Source organism: Halorubrum zhoui (assembly GCF_051194155.1).
GTDB lineage: Archaea > Halobacteriota > Halobacteria > Halobacteriales > Haloferacaceae > Halorubrum.
In genome coordinates this window covers 46,382-64,491 of sequence record NZ_JBLZNJ010000005.1, presented here as the reverse complement: position 1 = coordinate 64,491, position 18,110 = coordinate 46,382, and the positions used below count along the sequence as shown (strand labels likewise).

Genomic DNA, 18,110 nt, shown 5'->3' with positions numbered 1-18,110 from the left:
TGTTAGTCGTACGTCACGCGCGGGTCAAGGTAGCCGTACGCCAGGTCCGCGACGAAGTTGAGGAAGATGATCGTCGACGCGAGCACGATGAACGTCCCCTGTGCGACGGGGAAGTCGCGTCTGAGCACCGCTCTGACCATCTCACGGCCGATTCCCGGCCACGCGAACACGGTCTCGATGAGGACGCTCCCGCCGACGGCGTAGCCCAACGCGATCGCTGCCGCCGTGACGATGGGGAGGAGGGCGTTGCGTGCTGCGTGTTTGAACATGATCGTCCGCTCGGTGAGGCCTTTCGCCCGGCAGACGTCGATAAAGTCCTCCGAGAGCACCTCGAGCATGCTCGACCGCATGATCAACAGCGGGTAGCCCATGTAGTAGAACGCCAACACCGACGCGGGCGCGGCGAGGTGTTTGAGGAAGTCGGCGGTGAACACCATGTCGAAAAAGCCGGTGTTCTGCCCGCCCGTGCCGAGACTCGTCATCCCGCTCATCGGGATCACGTTGAACGTCGCCCCGAAGATCCACAACACGATCAGCCCGACGTAGAAGGTGGGTACACTCCGGGCGGTCAGCGCGGTGACGACCGTCGTCCGTTCGAACCGCGAGCCACGGTACCACCCGGACAGCACGCCGAGGGTGATCCCGAGCACGTACGCGATCACGAACGCGGTCAGCATCAACACCAGGGTGTTCGGGAGGTACGTCGCGATCACGTCGGTGACCGGCTGGTTCGAGTGGAACGACTGCCCGAAGTTCAACGCGAGGAGGTTCTCGAGGAACCGGATGTACTGCACGTGGAGCGGGTCGTTGAGGCCGTAGCTCTCGATGAGCCGCTGGCGGGCCTCCTGGGTCATCTGTGAGGAGACGACGTACGAGGTCGGGTCGCCGGGCATGAGCCGGAACAGCCCGAAGAGGACTGTTCCGACCGCCCACAGCGTCACGACGAGCTGGAGCGTACGTCTGAGGACGAAACTAGCTTTTCCCATGGTGGTTGATCACGGCTGGTGGTGTGGGTGTCGGGTGTGGCGAACTGGTGGTGTGGGTGGTTACTCGCTCGGGGCGATGAGCGTGCCGTCGTCGGCGTAGCTGTAGCCGGCCTCTTGGAGGCGGGTGCGGGCGGCCTCGACGCTCTCTTCGTACTCGGTGACGTCCTCGGTGTGGAGCGGTCCGAACGCAGGGGAGACGACGTTGAATCCGGGGTCCGGGAAGCCGAAGAGGAGCTGGTCGACGATGGCCGTCCGCGGGATGGTCTCTGCGAGCGCCTTCCGCATCTCGGGGTCGTCCAGTCCCGTCTGGCGCTCGTTCGGCGTGAAGTGCCAGAACGTCGGCGCGACGTTGAACTGGGTCCCGATGTTCTCGTTGGACTGGTTCTGGTCGAGCTGCCGGTCGATGCGCCCGAACGGCTCGTAGTTGAGGTCGCCGCTGATGAGATTCTCCCACACGGTCGACGCCTCGGGGATGACCCGCCAGAACCGGCGCTCGAAGTCGACGGGCGCGAAGTGGTCGTCGAACCGAACCATCCCGAACTCGCTGCCCTGCTCCCAGTAGTCGAACATCATCGGGCCGCTGCCGACCGGCTCTTGGATGTTCTGTTGGCTGGGGTTCTCGCGGTCGGCCCACTTGTGCTCGGGGATGATGGGCAGCAGGTTGGCGACCGCGAGGTTGAACGGCCCCAGCGGCTCGGCCATGTTGACTCGGACCGTCTCCTCGTCGACGACTTCCGCGCTCTCGAGGTACTGTGACTGCGTGGAGTACAGCGGCACCTCGTTCTCGTTGATGTAGTTGTACGAGAACGCGACGTCCTCGGCGGTGAGGTCCTCGCCGTCGTGCCACGAGTGGTCCGTCCGGATGGTGTACTCCATCGTGGTCTCGTCGACCCGGTTCCAGTCCGTCGCGAGGCTGACCTCCGGGTCCGGCTCGGCGTTGTTGTTGAGCTGGACCAGGTAGTCGTACATCATGTTGAACTGGTAGACGTGTTTGCTCTCGTCGTTGTGACCGAGCACGTTCATCGTCGAGAGCGTCTCGGGCCAGTATCCCTTCAGGACGGTTTCGTCGCCTTCCATCTCCAGGTTGATCATCGTCCAGTAGGAGTTGAACCCGTTCGCGAGGTCCGCCTGCCAGTTGCTCACCTGGTTGTTGTTGAAGATGGCCGCCTGTGGCATCTGTGCGATGGGCATCATCGGCACCTCGTCCATCAGGATCTGCTGGATCTGGTGGGCCTGCTCGACGCGGGTGTCGGCGTCGGGCTCACCGAGATAGCTGGTCATGAGGTCGTCGACCTCGCTGTTGGCGTACCCCGAGTAGTTGCCCTGTCCGGGGTCGGTGTTCCCCGAGTTGAGTAGGTTGTTCAGCTCCGTCACCGGCTCGGAGACGAAGAACGTGTGCCACGTCGAGAAGCTGTAGTCGTACTCTTCGGTCACCCGGCTGTACAGCGTTCCCCACTCCAGGACGTCGACTTCGACGTCCAAGCCGAGTTCCTCGTCGAACTGGGTCGCGATTAGGTTGATCGCGTCGTGTCGTGGGGGATTGTATGCCTGTGCGTTGTTCGTGTAGGTGTACGTCGGCAGGTTGCTCTCGACGCTCTCACCGTCGCCCTCGCTTTCGCCACCGCTGCCGCCGTCGCCACTCTCGCCGTCGCCGCCCTCACCGCCTTCACCACCGCCGCCGGTACAGCCCGCCAGTGCGGTCATGCCGACCGCGCTGCCGGCCGTGGTCGCCTTCAAAAACGCTCGTCGGTCCATCTCCGGGTCTGAACTAGCCATGGAACGAAGTCAGCTTTCGTCAGCAAGTACATAAACATGTGGATCAGTCAGCTAATATGTCAGCCGCTACCGGATCGTGGCACATTCCGCACGCGCCGTCCAAGAGTGTCGAAGGGTCGTGTCCATTCCCGACGATCCTCGTTCTATAACAATCGTTACTGACGTACATCTCCGGACAGCACACGATTACTGGACGTTCGTCCACCGGTGACGCGATCGAGGCGGCGTGCGATCGTCCGATCAGTCCCAAAACGACTTCGTCCGGGCGTACTCCCGCTCCTGGCGCAACACGTCGCGGTAGAACTCGGTCTCGTCTTCGCGCAGTCGATTGATGATACGGGCGGCGTTGTGCGGGCCGACGCCACGGGCTGCCATCGCGATCACCGCCTGTTTTCCGTGCGTCTGCACCAGGCTCGCGGCGCGGTGTGCGCGCTTCGTGCGCCGCTCTTGTTCGTCGTCTTTTCGTTCGGCACGGATCGCCGCGACGGTCTCGTCGTCCCACGGGTTCAACGCGGCGATCCGCGTCGATCCGCACGCGGGACACTCGGGCTGCTCGCGAACGCGCCGCACCTTCGTCGTTCGATCCCACTCGTGACAGTGACAACAACACAGGATCACCCGGTCGTTCTGGATGCGCTCGCGGACCGTCTCGATCACGTCTGCGTCGGCGTTCTCGGGCACGAGGAATTCCGTTCCCGCCGACCGCCCCGCCGTGCCGATCGGCGTTCGCTCGCGGGCAGTCGCGAGACCGTGGTCCCCGGCTTGGATCGCCGCGAGCAGATCCGCCGTCTCCTCGACGGCGAGGTCGGCGTGAAACACCTCTCGGAGTGCCTCCTCGTAGACGGGCGTGTCCTCTAAGGCGGCGAGCAGTCGATCGCCGCCGAAGCGCCCCCGCCCCTCGCGGTACCGCTTGACCGCGCCGAACTTCGCGGCCACCTGCGCGAGGGTGAACTTCAGGGCGTCGGCGTTGCCGAGGGCTATCTCGAGGTACGCGGCGAGCCCGTCCGGATCCGTCGTCTCGAGGACCGCCCGGAACGCGCTCGGTCCGACCCCGCCCGGCACCTCGAACTCGACCCGATAGGGACCGACGTCCATCCCCACCGACGACCCGGTTCGTTGCCCAACGAGTGCGGCGAGTAGTCGCGCAAGCGTCTCGTTGACCGCGTGACCGACCGTGGCGTTGACCGCGACGGTGCGCGCGCTCGCTTCGATCACGACCTGCTCGTCGGTCGGGACCGGGTGTCCCGCCTCGACGTGGTCAACGATCGATTCGATCGCCGCGGCGACGGTTCGCTCGTCGACTGGATAGCGCTCGGCGAGGTCGCTCGCGACTGCTTCTGGTGTCGACCCGGCTGCGAGCGCGTCGGCGACCGCACGACGGATCTGCCCGACTTCGGCGGCAACTGGCTCGGGAACCGGGATCTCCTGGCCGATCCACGACGGCACCTCACCGGTCGGGTCGTCGATCGGCGTCACCTCGACCCGTTCTTCCTCCTCGTCGATTTCCGTGATCCGCCACATCTCGCCGCGCTGAATGAACGTCTCGCCTGGTCCAGCAAAGTTGACGACGAACCGCTCGTCGAGCGTGCCGATGCCGCGTCTCGACGACAGGTCGTACACTTCGTAGGTCGACTCGTCGGGGATCATCGAGAGGTTCGCATAAAAGTACTGCCAGGTTCCGCCGGACGTCGAGAGGGTATCCGACTCCTCATCGAGCCACAGCAATCGGTTCCCCGAGAGCTCGCGGACGACCTCCTGAAATGTCGCCTCGGTAAGGTCGGCAAACGGGTAGGCGTTCGTGATCGTCTCGTACACCGTCCGGGCGTGAATGTCGCCTTCATCCATGACGACGCCGACGATCTGATTGGCCACCGTATCGAGGCTGCCGTGGTGAATTGACGCCGGCTCGACGAGGCCCGCCTCGGCCCGCCGGGTTATCGCCATCGCTTCGAGGGTGTCGTCACCGCCCTGCGCGACGACCGTCCCGCGCGAGACACGGTCGCGACGGTGTCCCGCCCGCCCGACGCGCTGGAGCAGCCGGGCGACCTCGCGGGGGCTCCCGTACTGGACCACGTGGTCGACACGGCCCACGTCGATGCCGAGTTCCATCGAGGACGTACAGACGAGCCCGTCGACCGCACCGGATTTGAATCGGTCTTCGACGTCGATCCGGACGTCTTTCGAGAGCGACCCGTGGTGGATCTCGATCGTCGGCGGGTCCTCGCCGGCCGCCCGATCGCGCTCTTCGAGCGTCTTGAACCGCGACCCGAGCGCCTCCGCAGTCTGTCGCGTGTTGACGAAGACGAGCGTGGAGGCGTGCTCGCGGACCGTCTCACGGATCGTCCGGACGTGACTCGCGGTGGTCTCGTCGATCGCGAGCTCACCAGCGAGTTGGGAATCCCGATCGGTTATCGGCGGGTCACAGACTCGCACGTCGGTCCGACTGCCGGCAGCGACTTCGACCGTCTCGAACGCGCGGTCGCCAGGTCGGTCCGGATCGCGCCGACCACACCCGACGAGGAACCGACCGACCGCGTCGGGTGAGCCCACCGTCGCACTGAGTCCAATCCGCTGGAACGGACCGGCGACCCGCCGGAGGCGCTCGAGCCCGACGGTGAGCTGTGCGCCGCGTTTGGCCGAGGCCAACTCGTGTACCTCGTCGATCACGACGTGGGCGACGGCTTCGAGCGCGACCCGCATCTTCGACCCGGTCAGGATCGCCTGGAGGCTCTCTGGTGTCGTGATGAGCACGTCCGGGGGGTCGTCTGCCTGCGTCGACCGCTCGTACTGTGAGGTGTCGCCGTGACGCACCGCGACCTCGACGTCGAGCCGATCGCCCCACCACGCAAGCCGGTCCATCATGTCGCGGTTGAGCGCCCGCAACGGGGTGATGTACAGCGCCGATATCCCCTCGCGTGGCTCGTCGCCGGGCGCGTCCCGTGCCTCGTGGATCGCGTCCAACACCGGAAGCATCGCCGTCTCTGTCTTTCCGGTTCCGGTCGGCGCCAACACGAGGACGTTCTCGCCGGCCGCGAGCGGGGGGATCGCCTCGCGCTGTGGCTCCGTCGGGGTGGTGAACCCCCGGTCGGAGAGTGCGCCTCGAACGTCGGACCCGAGGTGGGTGAACGCGCCCATCCCTGCCGGTTCAGCCATCGCCGATCATTGGGCGTTCCGCGGATTAAGCCCGTCGCCCGGTCTGCACACGCCTCGCGTCGCCCGTGCTCACGTCTCGGTCACGTCACGTTCACGTCTCGGTCACGTCACGCCACCGCCACTCGCGGCGTACGCCTCGTGGGCACCCGTTTCGAGTATCGCCTCGATGCGGTCAACCACCTCGAGGACGTCCGCGAAACCGGTGTACGGCGCGGCCGGACACACCCGCACCACGTTCGGTGGCCGGAAGTCGACGACGACGCCGCGGTCGGTCAGCGCCTCGCTCAGTCGTCTCGCGTCTGGGTGCTCCAGCGCGACGTGGCCCCCGCGGGCGTCGTGGTCGCGCGGCGTTCCGATCGAAACCTCGGAGAGCCGGTCGTCGACCAGCGCGATGAGGAAGTCGGTGAGTGCGAGCGACTTCGTACGGAGTCGGTCGATGCCCGCCTCTCGCAGGATCTCGACGGCGCCCTCGAGCGGGGCAGCCGCGAGCAGCGGCGGGGTGCCGATCTGCCACGCCCCGGCAGTCCCGGCGGGCGTGAACTGCGCGTTCATCTCGAACTGAGTCGCCTTCTCGTGGCCCCACCACCCGGCGAGCGCGGGCGTGCGTCCGTGGTGTCGCTCTGCGACGAACAGCGCGCCGACGGCGCCGGGCCCCGCGTTGAGGTACTTGTACGTACACCACATCGCGAAGTCGACGCCGGCGTCGTCGAAGGCGTGCGGTACTGCCCCGACCGAGTGGGCGGCGTCGAAGCCGGCGTACGCGCCGGCAGCGTGTGCCGCGGTCGCGATTCGGTCGACGTCGAACAACTGCCCCGACCGATACAGCGCCGTCGGCATGAATACGATCCCGACGTCGTCGTGTGCCTCGAGCGTTGCCTCGACGTCTCGCGGGTCGATCGTTCGTCCGTCTCGGCTCTCGACGACGCGGAGCTTCGCTTCGGGGTCGATCCCGCGCTGGCGGAGCTGGGCGCGGATCGCGTAGTGGTCCGAGGGGAAGTCGAGTTCGTTGACCACCACGGCCGGGTCGACGGCTGTGTCCCACGTCCCGTCGGCCGCGGGGTGACCGGCCCGGCTCGGTCCGTCCCCGGCCAGCAGGGCGTCGAGGAACGTCCCGACGAGGGTGTGGATGTTCACCGTGATCGAGTTGCCGACCACCACCTCCTCGGGGCGGGCGCCGACCAGCGGTGCGAGCGCCGTGCCGAGTCGTTCGCCGACGTCGAACCACGGCGGGTCGGCGTCGGTCCACCCACCGATGAGCAGGTCGCGCCACTCGTCGACCACACGCTCGAGACTCGCCAGTGCGGCGTCGCTCGCGGGCCCGAGCGAGTTGCCGTCCATGTAGAGCCGGTCGTCGGGAACGACGAACCGATCGGCCAGTTCGGCGAGTGGGTCGGCGGCGTCCAACCGGGCGGCCACCCGGACCGGATCCTCGGTAAACTCACCCCGCGCCATCGCCGCCGTCGCGGCCGCGTACGGATCGTCTTCGTCGCCAGCGCAGGCGTCTTCGGCGTCGATCTCGTCGGCGTGTGCCGCGTCGTGCGCCCCGGGTTCTCGGTCGCTCATACCACAGCCGACGAGGGCGGGGCGTAAATCCTTCCGGGGGTCGCTACTCCGTGATGTCGATCGCGGGCCGTCCCGGCTCCGCCTTCCGCGCAACGTTGTCCGCTGCGTCGTCGGCCCGCGCGACGACGACCGCGGCGTCGAACTCGCGCTCGATGAGCCACCCCGCGGACTGTAGCGCGGCGTACTCTTCGTCGCCGGTAAGCGTGTACTGGAGCGCCTCGCGGGTCGCCTGGAGGTCCTGTCCGTAGGCGGCGGCCGCGTCGCCCTGCTCGCGGATGTGTGCCTCCCCCATCAGCTCGCCGATCAGGTTGTCGGCGTCGCTCTCGATCGCGAGTTCGAGGGCGTCGTACTTCCAGTCCGGTGCGACGACGACGTCGATTCGTTCCGGGTCGTCGATGCCGGCGACGTCGACGATGTCGCGGACGTCCTCACGGGTCTTTTCTACCAACCGACGGCGACGGTCGACGGTCTCGCGGTCGACGGATGCAGTCGGCCAGTCGGCGTCGACGACGAAGCCGTCGCGACCGAGCCGCTCCCACAGCTCCTCGGCGAGGTGCGGAGCGACCGGCGCGAGCAGCCGAACTGCGGCGTCGAGGCCGCGCTCGTACACCGTCGGGTGCGGGTCGACGTACTCGCGGTACCCGCGGAGCGTCCCGACGAGGTCCTGTGCCTCTCGGAGAGCGACGTTGAACGTCAGGTCGTCGTACTCCGCGCCTGCGATGGCGACGGCCGCGTCGATCTCGGCGGCGACGTACTCGTCGGTCGGATCGCGGTCGGCGGCCGGGTCGCGGTCGTCGGCCGAGTCGCGGTCGTCGGCCGGGGTGCCGCCCCCCTCGCCGCCCCGCTTCGCTGCTGCGTACCGCTCGACGGCCTCACGCAGGCGCGTGAGGAATCGGTGGGTCGACCGCACCCCCTCTTCGGACCAGTCGAAGTCGCGCTCGGGCTGGGCCGCCTGCATCATGAACAGCCGCGCCGTGTCCGCGCCGTACTCCTCGACTATCCGCTGGGGCGAGACGACGTTCCCCTTCGATTTCGACATCTTCTCGCCGTCGAGCTGAACCATCCCCTGTGCGAGCAGGTTCGTGAACGGCTCGCGGTGGTCGAGCCCTTCCTCGTCGGCCAACACCTTGGTGAAAAACCGCGAGTACAACAGGTGCATCACCGCGTGTTCGATCCCGCCGACGTACTGGTCGACCGGCATCCAGTCGTTCGCGCGCTCGAGGTCGAAGGGGGCGTCCTCGAGCCCGGGTGAGACGTATCGCAGGAAGTACCACGAGGAGTCGACGAACGTGTCCATCGTGTCCGTCTCGCGGGTGGCCGGCTCGCCACAGGACGGACACGTCGTCCGTTTCCACTCGTCGGCCGCGTCGAGCGGGTTGCCGGTCGTGTTGACGAACGCCGGCAGCTCGACGGGGAGCTCGTCATTGGGCACGAGCACCGGTCCGCAGTCGTCACAGTGAACGACCGGGATCGGGGTCCCCCAGTAGCGCTGGCGGGAGATACCCCAGTCGCGCAGCTGGTACTGGGTGCTCGCCGCGGCGCGCTTGAGGTCCGCGGTCAGCCGCTCGCGTGCGGTCTCGCTGTCGAGCCCGCTGTACGCGCCGGAGTCGATCACGACGCCGTCGTCCGTGAACGCCGTCTCGCTCACGTCCGGAGCCTCCGGAAGCGTATCGTCTCCGGATCCGGCGGTCGACCCGTCCCAGTCGTCGGGCTCGGGCGCGACCACGGGCTCGATGTCGACGCCCATCTTCGTCGCGAACGCGTGGTCGCGGTCGTCGTGAGCGGGGACAGCCATCAACGCGCCCGTCCCCACGTCCGAGAGGACGAAGTCGGCGACGAAGACGGGGATCTCAGCGCCCGTGGCGGGATTCGTCGCGGTGAGTCCGGTCTCGACGCCGTTCGGCTCGTCGCCCTCCGGGTCGGCCTCCTCCTCGATGAACCGACGGACTGCGTCGTCTTCGGCGGCCAGCGCTTCGCTGATCGGGTGGTCGGGTGCGAGCGCGAAACAGGTCGCGCCGTAGATCGTGTCGACCCGGGTGGTGAACGCCTCGACGGTGCCGTGGCCCGCCACCTCGAACTCCAGTGTGGTCCCGTGTTGGCGGCCGATCCAGTTCCGCTGCATCTGTCGAACCGAGGCGGGCCACCCGTCGAGGTCGTCGATGGCGGTCAACAGCTCGTCGGCGTACGCGGTGATCTCGAGGAACCACTGGTCGAGTTCGCGGGCCTCGACCGGCGTGTCACACCGCCAACACAGCTCGTCGTCGCCTTCGACCTGCTCGTCCGCGAGCACGGTCTCACAGGAGGGACACCAGTTCACCTCGGCTTCGTGCCGGTCGACGAGCCCCGCCTCGTGAAACTGGCTGAACAGCCACTGATTCCAGCGGTAGTACTCGGGCGTACAGGTGGCGATCTCGCGCTCCCAGTCGTAGCCGAACCCCATCGACCGCATCTGCTCGCGCATGGTGTCGATGCAGTCTCTCGTCCACTCCCGTGGGTTCGTGTCGCGCTCTTTGGCCGCGTTCTCGGCGGGCAAGCCGAAGGCGTCCCACCCCATGGGGTGGAGCACGTCGTCGCCACGCATCCGACGGTATCGCGCGTACGCGTCGGTGATCGTGTAGTTGCGGACGTGTCCCATGTGGAGTTTTCCGGACGGGTACGGGTACATCCCGAGGACGTACGTCGGGTCTTCGACGTCGTCCGGCGTTCGGTACACGTCGGCGTCGTCCCACGCCTCCTGCCACCGGCGTTCGACTGCGGTGTGGTCGTAAGCCTCCTGAGACATCTGCTTATATAGTCGTGGTCGGGTCGGCGTCGTATAGCTTTCCATCCCGTGGTGGCCCCTGTGCCAGCCGCTCGACCCGGTCGAGACTCGAACGCGTCGCAAGGTATTTTCGCGCCGCTGTGTCATCCACTGGTATGGACAGCAAGAAGGCCCTCACCTACGCCGCGATCGCGCTTGCGATCCTGATCGGGGTCAGCGTGCTCGTCTCCGTCGTCTCGGCGATCCTGAGTCTCGCGTGGGCGGTCGTCTCCGGGATCGTCACTCTCGCGCTCCTCGTCGGGGTCGCCTACGTCGCGTATCGGGCGGGATCCTGGCTCTTTGGCGGCGACGACGCGTCTGTCGACGCAGACCCACTCGGCGACTCGTGGTCCTCGTCGACGTCGTCCAGTGATGTCACAGAGAGCCCACAGGACCGCCTGCGACGACAGTACGTCGAGGGACAGATCGACGAGGCGGAGTTCGAGCGACGACTCGCCAGCGAGCTGGAGGCCAACTCGACCGACGAGATCGACCGCGAACTCGAACGCGAACGGTAGCCGATCAGAATCGGTCACGGAGCTCGTCTCTGAGGGCGTCCACGTCGAGATCCTTCATCGAGAGCACCACCAGCAGGTGGTAGACGAGGTCGGCGCTCTCGGCGGTGAGCCCGTCGCAGTCGTCGTCTTTCGCCGCGAGGATCGTCTCCGTCGCCTCCTCGCCGATCTTCTCTAAGACGGCGTTTTCACCCTTCTCGTGTGTGAACAACGAGGTGGTGTACGAGTCGTCCGGGAGGTCTTGCTTTCGCGCTTCGATCGTGGCGAACAACTCGTCGAGCACGGCCCCGTCGTGTTCCGCCTCGTCTGTCACGCTTGCACCGCCTCCGCCGGGAAAAACGCCAGGTCGTGGATCCGGGGGTCGGCGGTGAGCTCGGGGTGGAACGAGGTGGCCACCACTGGACCGTCACGCACCGCAACCGGTCGATCGTCGACCGTCGCGAGCACCTCGACGTCCTCGCCGACGTCGTCGATGAGCGGCGCCCGAATGAAGACGGCGTGGAAGGGGCTCGCGAGTTCGTCGACGGCGATCTCGGCCTCGAAGGAGTCCTTCTGTCTGCCGAACGCGTTGCGGTCGACGGAGACGTCGACGAGCCCGAGCGCGTCGACCCGGTCGTCTTTCGCGTCGCGCGAGCAGACGATGAGGCCGGCACACGTCGCGAGCACCGGCTTTCCGGCGGCGACGTGCTCGCGTATCTCCGCGGCGATCCCCTCGCGGTGAAGCAGGCGTGAGATCGTCGTCGACTCACCGCCCGGCATGAGCAGCACGTCGCAGTCGGGAACGACCCCCGCCTCACGGATCTCGACGACCGTCGCGTCCGTGTCGTGTGCGGCCGCAGCGCGACGAACGGCCTCGGCGTGTTCGGCCACGTCGCCTTGAACGGCGATGACACCAGCGTGCATACCCGCCGTGTGCGCGGGACGGGCAAAAAGGGCGCGCTCGCGGGTCTGTTTGGGTCGACGGTGACCGCCAGTACGGTGGCGGCGTCGCCCTCAGTAGACGACGAGCGCGAGGTAGAGCTGTCCGACGCCGGCGAGCGCCATCACCACGCCGGCGAGCCGCTTCAGCCCGCCTGCGTACGCCGTGAGCCGACCCGCGTTGCTCACGAGTCCGACTCCCGTCGCGACCGTCGTCGCCGCCATCAGCGCCGCGACGACCCCGGCGTAGGTGAGTACCACGAGCGCGGCCGTCCCGGCCGGTAACGCGATCGAACGGGCGATCACCGCGAGAAAGACCGGCGCGACACAGCCGGCACCGGCCAGCGCGTACCCCGCTCCGAAGAGCCCGAACCCGAGCACGCTCGCCCGCCGTTTCGGCAGCGGCACCGAGACCGAGGGGGTTCGGCCGGCGGCGACGAGGACGCCTCCCACGACGAGGAGCCCGCCGACGAGCACCTCGAACACGGTGACGTTCGCGAGCGTCGCGTTACCCACTCGAACGGTCGCCCCCGCGAGCACGCCGAACGTCGCGAGCACGCCGACGGCGGCGGCGACCCCGCGGGCGCCGGCACCCGCGATCGACGCCTCCGTCGCGTCCGTCTGGTTCACGTAGAAGCCGACGTATCCCGGCAATAACGGGTACGCACACGGCGAAAAGAACGTGGCGACGCCGGCGGCGACCGCGAACGAGAGGTCGGTCGCGATCGCGGGTCCGGTCATCGCCGGGCGCGGCTCGCGATCACGGGAGGGCGGCCTCGATCTGTCCGACGAGCGTCTCGGCGCTGTGGACGCCAGCCTCCGACCATCGGATCCGACCGGATGCGTCGAGAACGACCGCGGTCGGGAAGCTGCTCGCGCCGAGCCGGCTGAACAGTGCGACCGTCGGGTCGGCGGCCACGAGCCAGTCGCCGTCGTGTTCGCGCCACCACTCGGCCACCTCGGCTTCCGTCACCGACCGACCCACCGCCTCCGTCGTCACCGAGACGAACGTCACCCGGTCACCCACGCGGTCGTTCGCCTCGCCGAGGGCCGGCATCTGTTCGATACAGGGCGGACACCACGTCCCGAAGAAGTCGACGAACGTCGGGCGGTCCACCGCCGGAATCGTCACGGCTCCGTCTCGGCTGCCCGGAGCCGGTATCGTATCGAGCGTCACCGGCTCGACCGGTCCCGAGCGCTCATCGGAGTCGGTCGACGGCGACTGACCGGGGTCGGTCGTCGTCGACGATCCGCCGATCGGTGCCGGGAGCCCGCCGGACGCGACCGCGCCAGCGACGCCGAGTGTTCCGACGCTCGCGATGCCGGCCAGGAGGTGTCGACGATCCATTCAGGCGGTCACCACCCGATCGAAGTCGTCGACCACCCGTTCTATCGACACCTGCGGGCCGTTCGGGTACGCGCGCTCGACGATCCCCCGATCGTTCACGAGGAGGATCAGCCCGTAGTGGGGGAACCGGTACTCGAGACTGCTGTAGTCGGGTGCCTCCGCCTTCTGGACCGCGAGCCCGAACTCCGATTCGATGAGCCGTTTCCCCCGCTCGTACGTCTCTGGGCGTAGAAAGTGCCAGTTGCCGGCCTCGAGGTCGACCCCCTGCTGGGCCGCGTACTCGCGGAGCACCGGCGCGGTGTCGCGCTCGGGGTCGAAGGTGATCGGGAGGAACGCGGCTCGGTCGGCGTATCCCGCCTCGGCGGCGACCGCCTGTGCTCGGCGGAGACGGAGGACGAGCGCCGGACAGACGCCGTCGGGACAGTTCGTGTAAAAGAACGTCAGCAGCGTCGTCCGTTCACCCTCCAGTGCCTCCGTCGAGACGGGCTCTCCGGCGATCGGGTCGGGGAGGGTGATCGCCGGGAGCTCGTCGCCGTAGCTCGGGTGTGACGCCTCGCTCAGGTCGAGCTCTGGTGGACCGAGGACCGTCCCCGGTGCGCCGCCGATTCCGAGCCCTCCGAGACACCCGGCACTTCCGGCAGCGGCGGGGACGGCGAGCGAACGCAGGTAGTGACGGCGGTTCATACGGTGACGTACGGTCGCTCGCGACTAAGTCGGTTTCGTCGATCGGCGACCGATGACGAACGCTCCGCGTGCACGCCGGCGACCGGCGGGGCTCACGAGATCGTCAGCGAGAGGATCTGCACGAAGACGCCGAAGAGGATACAGAACGCGAGGACGGTCTTCGGGTTGATCGCGATCGCGTTTCGGTCTTCGGACTCGAAGTACCGGACGAGTCCTGCACTGGACATCAGCCCCCCCGAGTTGCTGCCACTGCTCATAACTACGCGTCCTTGTGCAGGCGGCCTAAGCGTTTCGTCTTCGGCTCGCGTCAGCCTCACGGCCGTGCCCGAGCGCCACGTGCTGCCCGGTCGGACCGTGTGCTGTGCCCGTACTGCCCAGGTGAAAACCCTTATCGGCGAGCCCACGCTACGTCGCGTCGAACCATGACCGTTCGAGTGCTGGACTTCTACGCCGACTGGTGTGGCCCGTGTAAGACTCAAGACCCGATCTTAGAGGAGGTCGAAGCGGAGCTCGGCGACGCCTTCGAGCTCCAGAAGGTCGACGTGGATCAAGAACAGGACGTCGCGAACCAGTACCAGGTTCGGTCGCTCCCGACGCTCGTCGTCGAGAACGACGACGGCGTCGTCGACCGGTTCGTCGGCGTCACACAGAAAGAAGACATTACGGCCGCGATCGACGAGGCGGCCTGACCGGACGCGCCTGCTCGCGCGCTGGCGTCGGCGTGACACGGTCTCTGCTCACCCGCGACGTCTCGCAACCTTTTACAGCACCCGCACGCGTGACTTCTGTATGGCCAGCTTCGACGCCGCGGAACGCCGCACCCTCGACCGACAGATCTGTATGCGCTGTAACGCTCGCAACGCCCCCGACGCGGAGCGCTGCCGCAAGTGCGGATACACGAACCTCCGGCCGAAGGCGAAAGAACGCCGCGCGGCGTGAATCGGCTCACGTCTCTCGACTGCACGCCGACGGAGCTCCCAGTTCGTCCCGCAACTGTTTGTCACCCACCACCGTGGGCTCACGTCTCGTACACCTGAACCATTGAGCCCCTGCAGTGGCGCGCGCCTCGTGAGCTCGCCGGAGGCGGGCTCGCGAGCGCGTGCGAGGGATGAGCGAGTCGCCCGTGGGCGACGAGCGAATCGGCTGGGGAGGGTGTGGCTAAAAATTGTGTCCGGGTACCGTGGGTCGTCTCGGGTACACGATCACCAACGACGTATCGAATCGGCCCGGGAGGGGGTGGCTGAAACTGCGCCCGTGTGTCGCGGAATCGTACTGTTCATACAGCCACCGACACAGCCATACGGCATCTGTCCGGTACGTGTCGTCGACGATCGAACTTGAGAGTCGTCTCTCCATTTCATAGCCGCACGCGCGACTCGGGCCACACCCGATTTGTTGTTGTCGGACGCAAGGCTGACGCGCGACTCACCACACCGGAGTCTACCGGTTTCACTTTCACTCCGCCTGGCTCGGCTTTTTGTACCTGGCGTCACGCTACTCAACTGCAGGTCACACGCGTGCCCTCTCATTCCCCCCTTCTACGCCGCCGAGCGACGGCGACCGGAATCGATTAGCCGGCCGCGCGTCGACCGGGGGTATGCTCTCACTCTCCGACATCCGGGCGGCCCGCGACCGCGTGGACGGCGTCGCCCGCCACACACCGTTGGAGCGCTCGCGGACGTTCTCCGAGATGACGGGCGCAGACGTCCACCTGAAACTCGAGACGTTCCAGCGGACGGGCGCGTTCAAGATCCGCGGGGCGACGAACCGGATCGGGACGCTCTCGGCGGCGGCCCGCGAGGCGGGCGTCGTCACCGCGAGCGCCGGGAACCACGCGCAGGGCGTCGCGCTCGCGGCCGAGCGCGCCGGGGTCGACGCCACGGTCGTGATGCCGAAGTTCGCGCCCGTCTCGAAGGTGAAAGCCACCCGTGGATACGGGGCGACCGTCCGGCTCGAGGGCGTCGACTACGACGAGGCGCAGGCGGTCGCTCACGAGCTCGAGCGCGCCGAAGGGCTCACCTACGTCCACGCGTTCGACGACCCGGCGGTGATGGCCGGCCAGGGAACCCTCGGCCTCGAGATCGTCGACGACTGTCCCGCGCTCGATACGGTCGTCGTGCCGATCGGCGGCGGCGGGCTGATCGCGGGCGTCGCCGTCGCGGTCAAGTCACAGCTTCCGGACGCACGGGTCGTCGGCGTCCAGGCCGCGGGGGCCGCCTCGGCCGCGGCGTCGCTCGCTGCCGACGAGCGGGTCGAACTCGACCGCGTCGACACGATCGCCGACGGCATCGCGACCCGGTCGGTCGGCGAACGTCCGCTCGCCGTCATGCGCGAGTACGTGGACGAGGTCGTCACCGTCGACGACCGCGAGATCGCGCTCGCGGTCACCCTGCTGTTAGAGCGCGCGAAGACGCTCGTCGAGGGTGCGGGTGCGGTGGCCCTCGCCGCCACGCTCTCGGAGGCGTTCAGCTACGACGACGACGAGACGGTCGTCGCGGCGCTGTGCGGTGGCAACGTCGACCTGAACCGGCTCGCGACGATCGTGCGCCGGGGGCTCGTCCAGCTCGGGCGCTACCGCAAGATCACCGTTGGGCTGAAAGACCGGCCAGGCGAGCTCGAACGCGTCGCCGGGATCGTCGCGCGCGCCGGCGCCAACGTCTACGCGGTCCACCACGACCGGACGTCGCGAGACGTCGCGGTCAACGCCGCCGAGCTGGAGCTGGAGCTCGAGACGAACGACGCCGACCACGCCGCGAGCATCGTCGCCGACCTCGAGGCCGACGGCTACGACGTCGACGTGTTGTCGTGAGAGACCGGTGAAAACGAGACGAGTTCGTAGCGCCCGGACGCCACTCGATTACACCCTCCTCGGTCGACTCTATACGTGTGTGGTAGCAGTTCTGTGACGAACATGATCGCGCGACCGCCGGACACACTTTGCAGCCACACCCTCCCGGGCCGATTCGCTCGCATATGCAGCTGGTGGATGTATGACCGAGACGGCCCACGGCACCCGGACACACTTTGCAGCCACACCCTCCCCAGCCGATTCGCGAGTCGCCGGCGGCGACTCGCTCATCCCTCGCACGCGCTCGCGAGCCCGCCTCCGGCGAGCTCACGAGGCGCGCGCCACCGCGGGGTATGGGTGGATCTCGATGAGGCTGATCGGCTGGGAGTGCTCCAGCAGAGAGGCCCGCTCAGTCGTCCGCGGTCGCGGCGTCGACGTCGGCCTCGAAGAGCTCGCCGGCCTGTGCGAGCCCGCTGAGGTACTCGTCGGCGTCGAGGGCGGCCTTCACGCCCATGCCGCCGGCGGTCGCCGCCTGCTGGTAGTGGTGGTCGACGACGTCGCCCGCACCGAAGAGCCCCTCCACGGCTGTCGCCGTCTGGTTCCCGCCGCGACCGTCCTGCGTCAGGAGGTAGCCCGCGTCGTCGAGTTCGACGCCCGTTCCCTCCAAGTACCCCGTGTTCGGGGTGTGTCCGATCGCGTAGAACACCGCCCCCACGTCGAAGTCGTACTCGTCGACCGCGTCGGCGGTCGCGGGGTCCTCGAGCTTCGCTTTGGGATGCCCGTCGGGGTGCTCGACGAGCGTCACGTGGTCGATCCCGTCCTCGACCGAGCCGTGGATCGCGGTCAACTCGGTGTTGGTGAGAAGCTCGATCTCGCCCGCCTCGGCTTTGTCGCGCACGCGCTCTATCCAGACGTCCTCGGCGCGGAACTCCTCGCGGCGGTGTGCGACGTACACCGTGTCCGCGAACTTGGTGAGGAACGTCGCCTCCTCCATCGCAGCGTCGCCCCCGCCGACGACGAGCATGTCCTCGCCGCGGAAGAACGCCCCGTCACACGTCGCACACGTCGACAGCCCGTAACCCATGAGCTCGTCCTCGCCCGGAACCCCGAGCGTCCGCGCAGACGCCCCGGAGGCCGCGATCACGGCGTCGGCGGTGTAGACGTCGCCGTTGGTGAGCGCGACGCGGAAGTGGCCCTCAGGAGCCGCCTGCACGTCCTCGACGATCCCGCTCCGCAGTTCCGCACCGAACGTCTCCGCCTGTGACCGCATCTCGGAGATGAGTTCTGGACCGGAGATCCCTTCGGCGAATCCCGGGTAGTTCTCGACGTCGGTCGTGAGCGTGAGCTGGCCACCGGGCTCGTCGCCTTCGATCAGCAGCGGCTCGTTGTTCGACCGGGCGGCGTATATCGCCGCGCTGAGCGCGGCGATCCCGCTGCCGGCGATGAGCAGCCGCCGATGCTCGAGTATTTCGTCGCTCATACTATACTGTTCGGCACGGCGGGATATGTAGGTTGCGCCGTCGGCCGGCCGGCCACACCGGAGTCGCCCACGCCGGGTTGGCCGGTCGCCCACGCCGGG

16 protein-coding genes are annotated in these 18,110 nt (G+C 67.7%); 4 read left to right on the top strand and 12 right to left on the bottom strand.

All coding sequences use genetic code 11. The features are described from left to right. Positions 1-2: 2 nt before the first annotated feature. The 5 genes from ACNTAO_RS09050 to leuS form a co-directional block, all read right to left on the bottom strand. On the bottom strand, positions 3-986 hold the full coding sequence (locus tag ACNTAO_RS09050; protein ID WP_435161671.1) for an ABC transporter permease: 984 nt from the start codon (positions 984-986) through the stop codon (positions 3-5). 60 nt (positions 987-1,046) lie between these two features. Next, a complete protein-coding gene (locus ACNTAO_RS09045) occupies positions 1,047-2,762 on the bottom strand; it encodes an ABC transporter substrate-binding protein (protein WP_435161670.1) in 1,716 nt (571 codons plus the stop codon). 240 nt (positions 2,763-3,002) lie between these two features. After that, the gene (locus ACNTAO_RS09040) at positions 3,003-5,915 is read right to left on the bottom strand and encodes a DEAD/DEAH box helicase (RefSeq protein WP_435161669.1); all 2,913 of its coding nucleotides are present in this window, start codon (positions 5,913-5,915) and stop codon (positions 3,003-3,005) included. 102 nt (positions 5,916-6,017) lie between these two features. Further along, positions 6,018-7,367, bottom strand: coding sequence for a kynureninase (gene kynU / locus ACNTAO_RS09035; RefSeq protein WP_435161807.1), 1,350 nt, complete (start codon positions 7,365-7,367; stop codon positions 6,018-6,020). 154 nt (positions 7,368-7,521) lie between these two features. Continuing rightward, a complete protein-coding gene (leuS, locus tag ACNTAO_RS09030) occupies positions 7,522-10,260 on the bottom strand; it encodes a leucine--tRNA ligase (protein WP_435161668.1) in 2,739 nt (912 codons plus the stop codon). A 134-nt stretch (positions 10,261-10,394) separates the two neighbouring features. Here leuS and ACNTAO_RS09025 point away from each other — a divergent pair, with 134 nt between their 5' ends. Next, positions 10,395-10,796, top strand: a complete 402-nt coding sequence (locus ACNTAO_RS09025; RefSeq protein ID WP_435161667.1) for an SHOCT domain-containing protein — start codon at positions 10,395-10,397, stop codon at positions 10,794-10,796. 4 nt (positions 10,797-10,800) lie between these two features. On the opposite strand, the gene hisE is transcribed toward ACNTAO_RS09025, so the two are convergent. The 6 genes from hisE to ACNTAO_RS08995 form a co-directional block, all read right to left on the bottom strand. Next, on the bottom strand, positions 10,801-11,106 hold the full coding sequence (gene hisE / locus ACNTAO_RS09020; protein ID WP_435161666.1) for a phosphoribosyl-ATP diphosphatase: 306 nt from the start codon (positions 11,104-11,106) through the stop codon (positions 10,801-10,803). Then, a complete protein-coding gene (pdxT, locus tag ACNTAO_RS09015) occupies positions 11,103-11,696 on the bottom strand; it encodes a pyridoxal 5'-phosphate synthase glutaminase subunit PdxT (protein ID WP_435161665.1) in 594 nt (197 codons plus the stop codon). The genes hisE and pdxT overlap by 4 nt, the downstream gene beginning before the upstream one ends. 90 nt (positions 11,697-11,786) lie before the next feature. Continuing rightward, complete coding sequence (locus ACNTAO_RS09010; protein ID WP_435161664.1) at positions 11,787-12,452, bottom strand: cytochrome C biogenesis protein; 666 nt, start codon at positions 12,450-12,452, stop codon at positions 11,787-11,789. Between the two features lie 19 nt (positions 12,453-12,471). After that, a complete protein-coding gene (locus ACNTAO_RS09005) occupies positions 12,472-13,059 on the bottom strand; it encodes a TlpA family protein disulfide reductase (RefSeq protein WP_435161663.1) in 588 nt (195 codons plus the stop codon). Continuing rightward, on the bottom strand, positions 13,060-13,743 hold the full coding sequence (locus ACNTAO_RS09000; RefSeq protein WP_435161662.1) for an SCO family protein: 684 nt from the start codon (positions 13,741-13,743) through the stop codon (positions 13,060-13,062). A 92-nt stretch (positions 13,744-13,835) separates the two neighbouring features. Then, a complete protein-coding gene (locus ACNTAO_RS08995) occupies positions 13,836-14,000 on the bottom strand; it encodes a preprotein translocase subunit Sec61beta (RefSeq protein WP_435161661.1) in 165 nt (54 codons plus the stop codon). A 165-nt stretch (positions 14,001-14,165) separates the two neighbouring features. Here ACNTAO_RS08995 and trxA point away from each other — a divergent pair, with 165 nt between their 5' ends. The 3 genes from trxA to ilvA all read left to right on the top strand — a co-directional run bounded on the left by trxA (position 14,166) and on the right by ilvA (position 16,552). Beyond that, entirely contained in the window at positions 14,166-14,432 is a 267-nt protein-coding gene (gene trxA / locus ACNTAO_RS08990; protein ID WP_435161660.1) for a thioredoxin, read from the top strand. Between the two features lie 100 nt (positions 14,433-14,532). After that, positions 14,533-14,682: a 50S ribosomal protein L40e gene (locus ACNTAO_RS08985; RefSeq protein ID WP_435161659.1), complete on the top strand. Its 150-nt coding sequence runs from the start codon at positions 14,533-14,535 to the stop codon at positions 14,680-14,682. Positions 14,683-15,340: 658 nt separating this feature from the next. Further along, a complete protein-coding gene (gene ilvA, locus ACNTAO_RS08980; protein WP_435161658.1) occupies positions 15,341-16,552 on the top strand; it encodes a threonine ammonia-lyase in 1,212 nt (403 codons plus the stop codon). A 388-nt stretch (positions 16,553-16,940) separates the two neighbouring features. On the opposite strand, the gene ACNTAO_RS08975 is transcribed toward ilvA, so the two are convergent. Next, entirely contained in the window at positions 16,941-18,011 is a 1,071-nt protein-coding gene (locus ACNTAO_RS08975; protein WP_435161657.1) for an NAD(P)/FAD-dependent oxidoreductase, read from the bottom strand. Positions 18,012-18,110: the final 99 nt, after the last annotated feature.

What these genes read in the sequence shown, in the direction of transcription:
- ACNTAO_RS09050 (WP_435161671.1), bottom strand. Translation starts at nt 986, where the DNA reads ATGGGAAAAGCTAGTTTCGTCCTCAGACGTACGCTCCAGCTCGTCGTG.
- ACNTAO_RS09045 (WP_435161670.1), bottom strand. Translation starts at nt 2,762, where the DNA reads ATGGCTAGTTCAGACCCGGAGATGGACCGACGAGCGTTTTTGAAGGCG.
- ACNTAO_RS09040 (WP_435161669.1), bottom strand. Translation starts at nt 5,915, where the DNA reads ATGGCTGAACCGGCAGGGATGGGCGCGTTCACCCACCTCGGGTCCGAC.
- kynU (WP_435161807.1), bottom strand. Translation starts at nt 7,367, where the DNA reads ATGGCGCGGGGTGAGTTTACCGAGGATCCGGTCCGGGTGGCCGCCCGG.
- leuS (WP_435161668.1), bottom strand. Translation starts at nt 10,260, where the DNA reads ATGTCTCAGGAGGCTTACGACCACACCGCAGTCGAACGCCGGTGGCAG.
- ACNTAO_RS09025 (WP_435161667.1), top strand. Translation starts at nt 10,395, where the DNA reads ATGGACAGCAAGAAGGCCCTCACCTACGCCGCGATCGCGCTTGCGATC.
- pdxT (WP_435161665.1), bottom strand. Translation starts at nt 11,696, where the DNA reads ATGCACGCTGGTGTCATCGCCGTTCAAGGCGACGTGGCCGAACACGCC.
- ACNTAO_RS09010 (WP_435161664.1), bottom strand. Translation starts at nt 12,452, where the DNA reads ATGACCGGACCCGCGATCGCGACCGACCTCTCGTTCGCGGTCGCCGCC.
- ACNTAO_RS09005 (WP_435161663.1), bottom strand. Translation starts at nt 13,059, where the DNA reads ATGGATCGTCGACACCTCCTGGCCGGCATCGCGAGCGTCGGAACACTC.
- ACNTAO_RS09000 (WP_435161662.1), bottom strand. Translation starts at nt 13,743, where the DNA reads ATGAACCGCCGTCACTACCTGCGTTCGCTCGCCGTCCCCGCCGCTGCC.
- ACNTAO_RS08995 (WP_435161661.1), bottom strand. Translation starts at nt 14,000, where the DNA reads ATGAGCAGTGGCAGCAACTCGGGGGGGCTGATGTCCAGTGCAGGACTC.
- trxA (WP_435161660.1), top strand. Translation starts at nt 14,166, where the DNA reads ATGACCGTTCGAGTGCTGGACTTCTACGCCGACTGGTGTGGCCCGTGT.
- ACNTAO_RS08985 (WP_435161659.1), top strand. Translation starts at nt 14,533, where the DNA reads ATGGCCAGCTTCGACGCCGCGGAACGCCGCACCCTCGACCGACAGATC.
- ilvA (WP_435161658.1), top strand. Translation starts at nt 15,341, where the DNA reads ATGCTCTCACTCTCCGACATCCGGGCGGCCCGCGACCGCGTGGACGGC.
- ACNTAO_RS08975 (WP_435161657.1), bottom strand. Translation starts at nt 18,011, where the DNA reads ATGAGCGACGAAATACTCGAGCATCGGCGGCTGCTCATCGCCGGCAGC.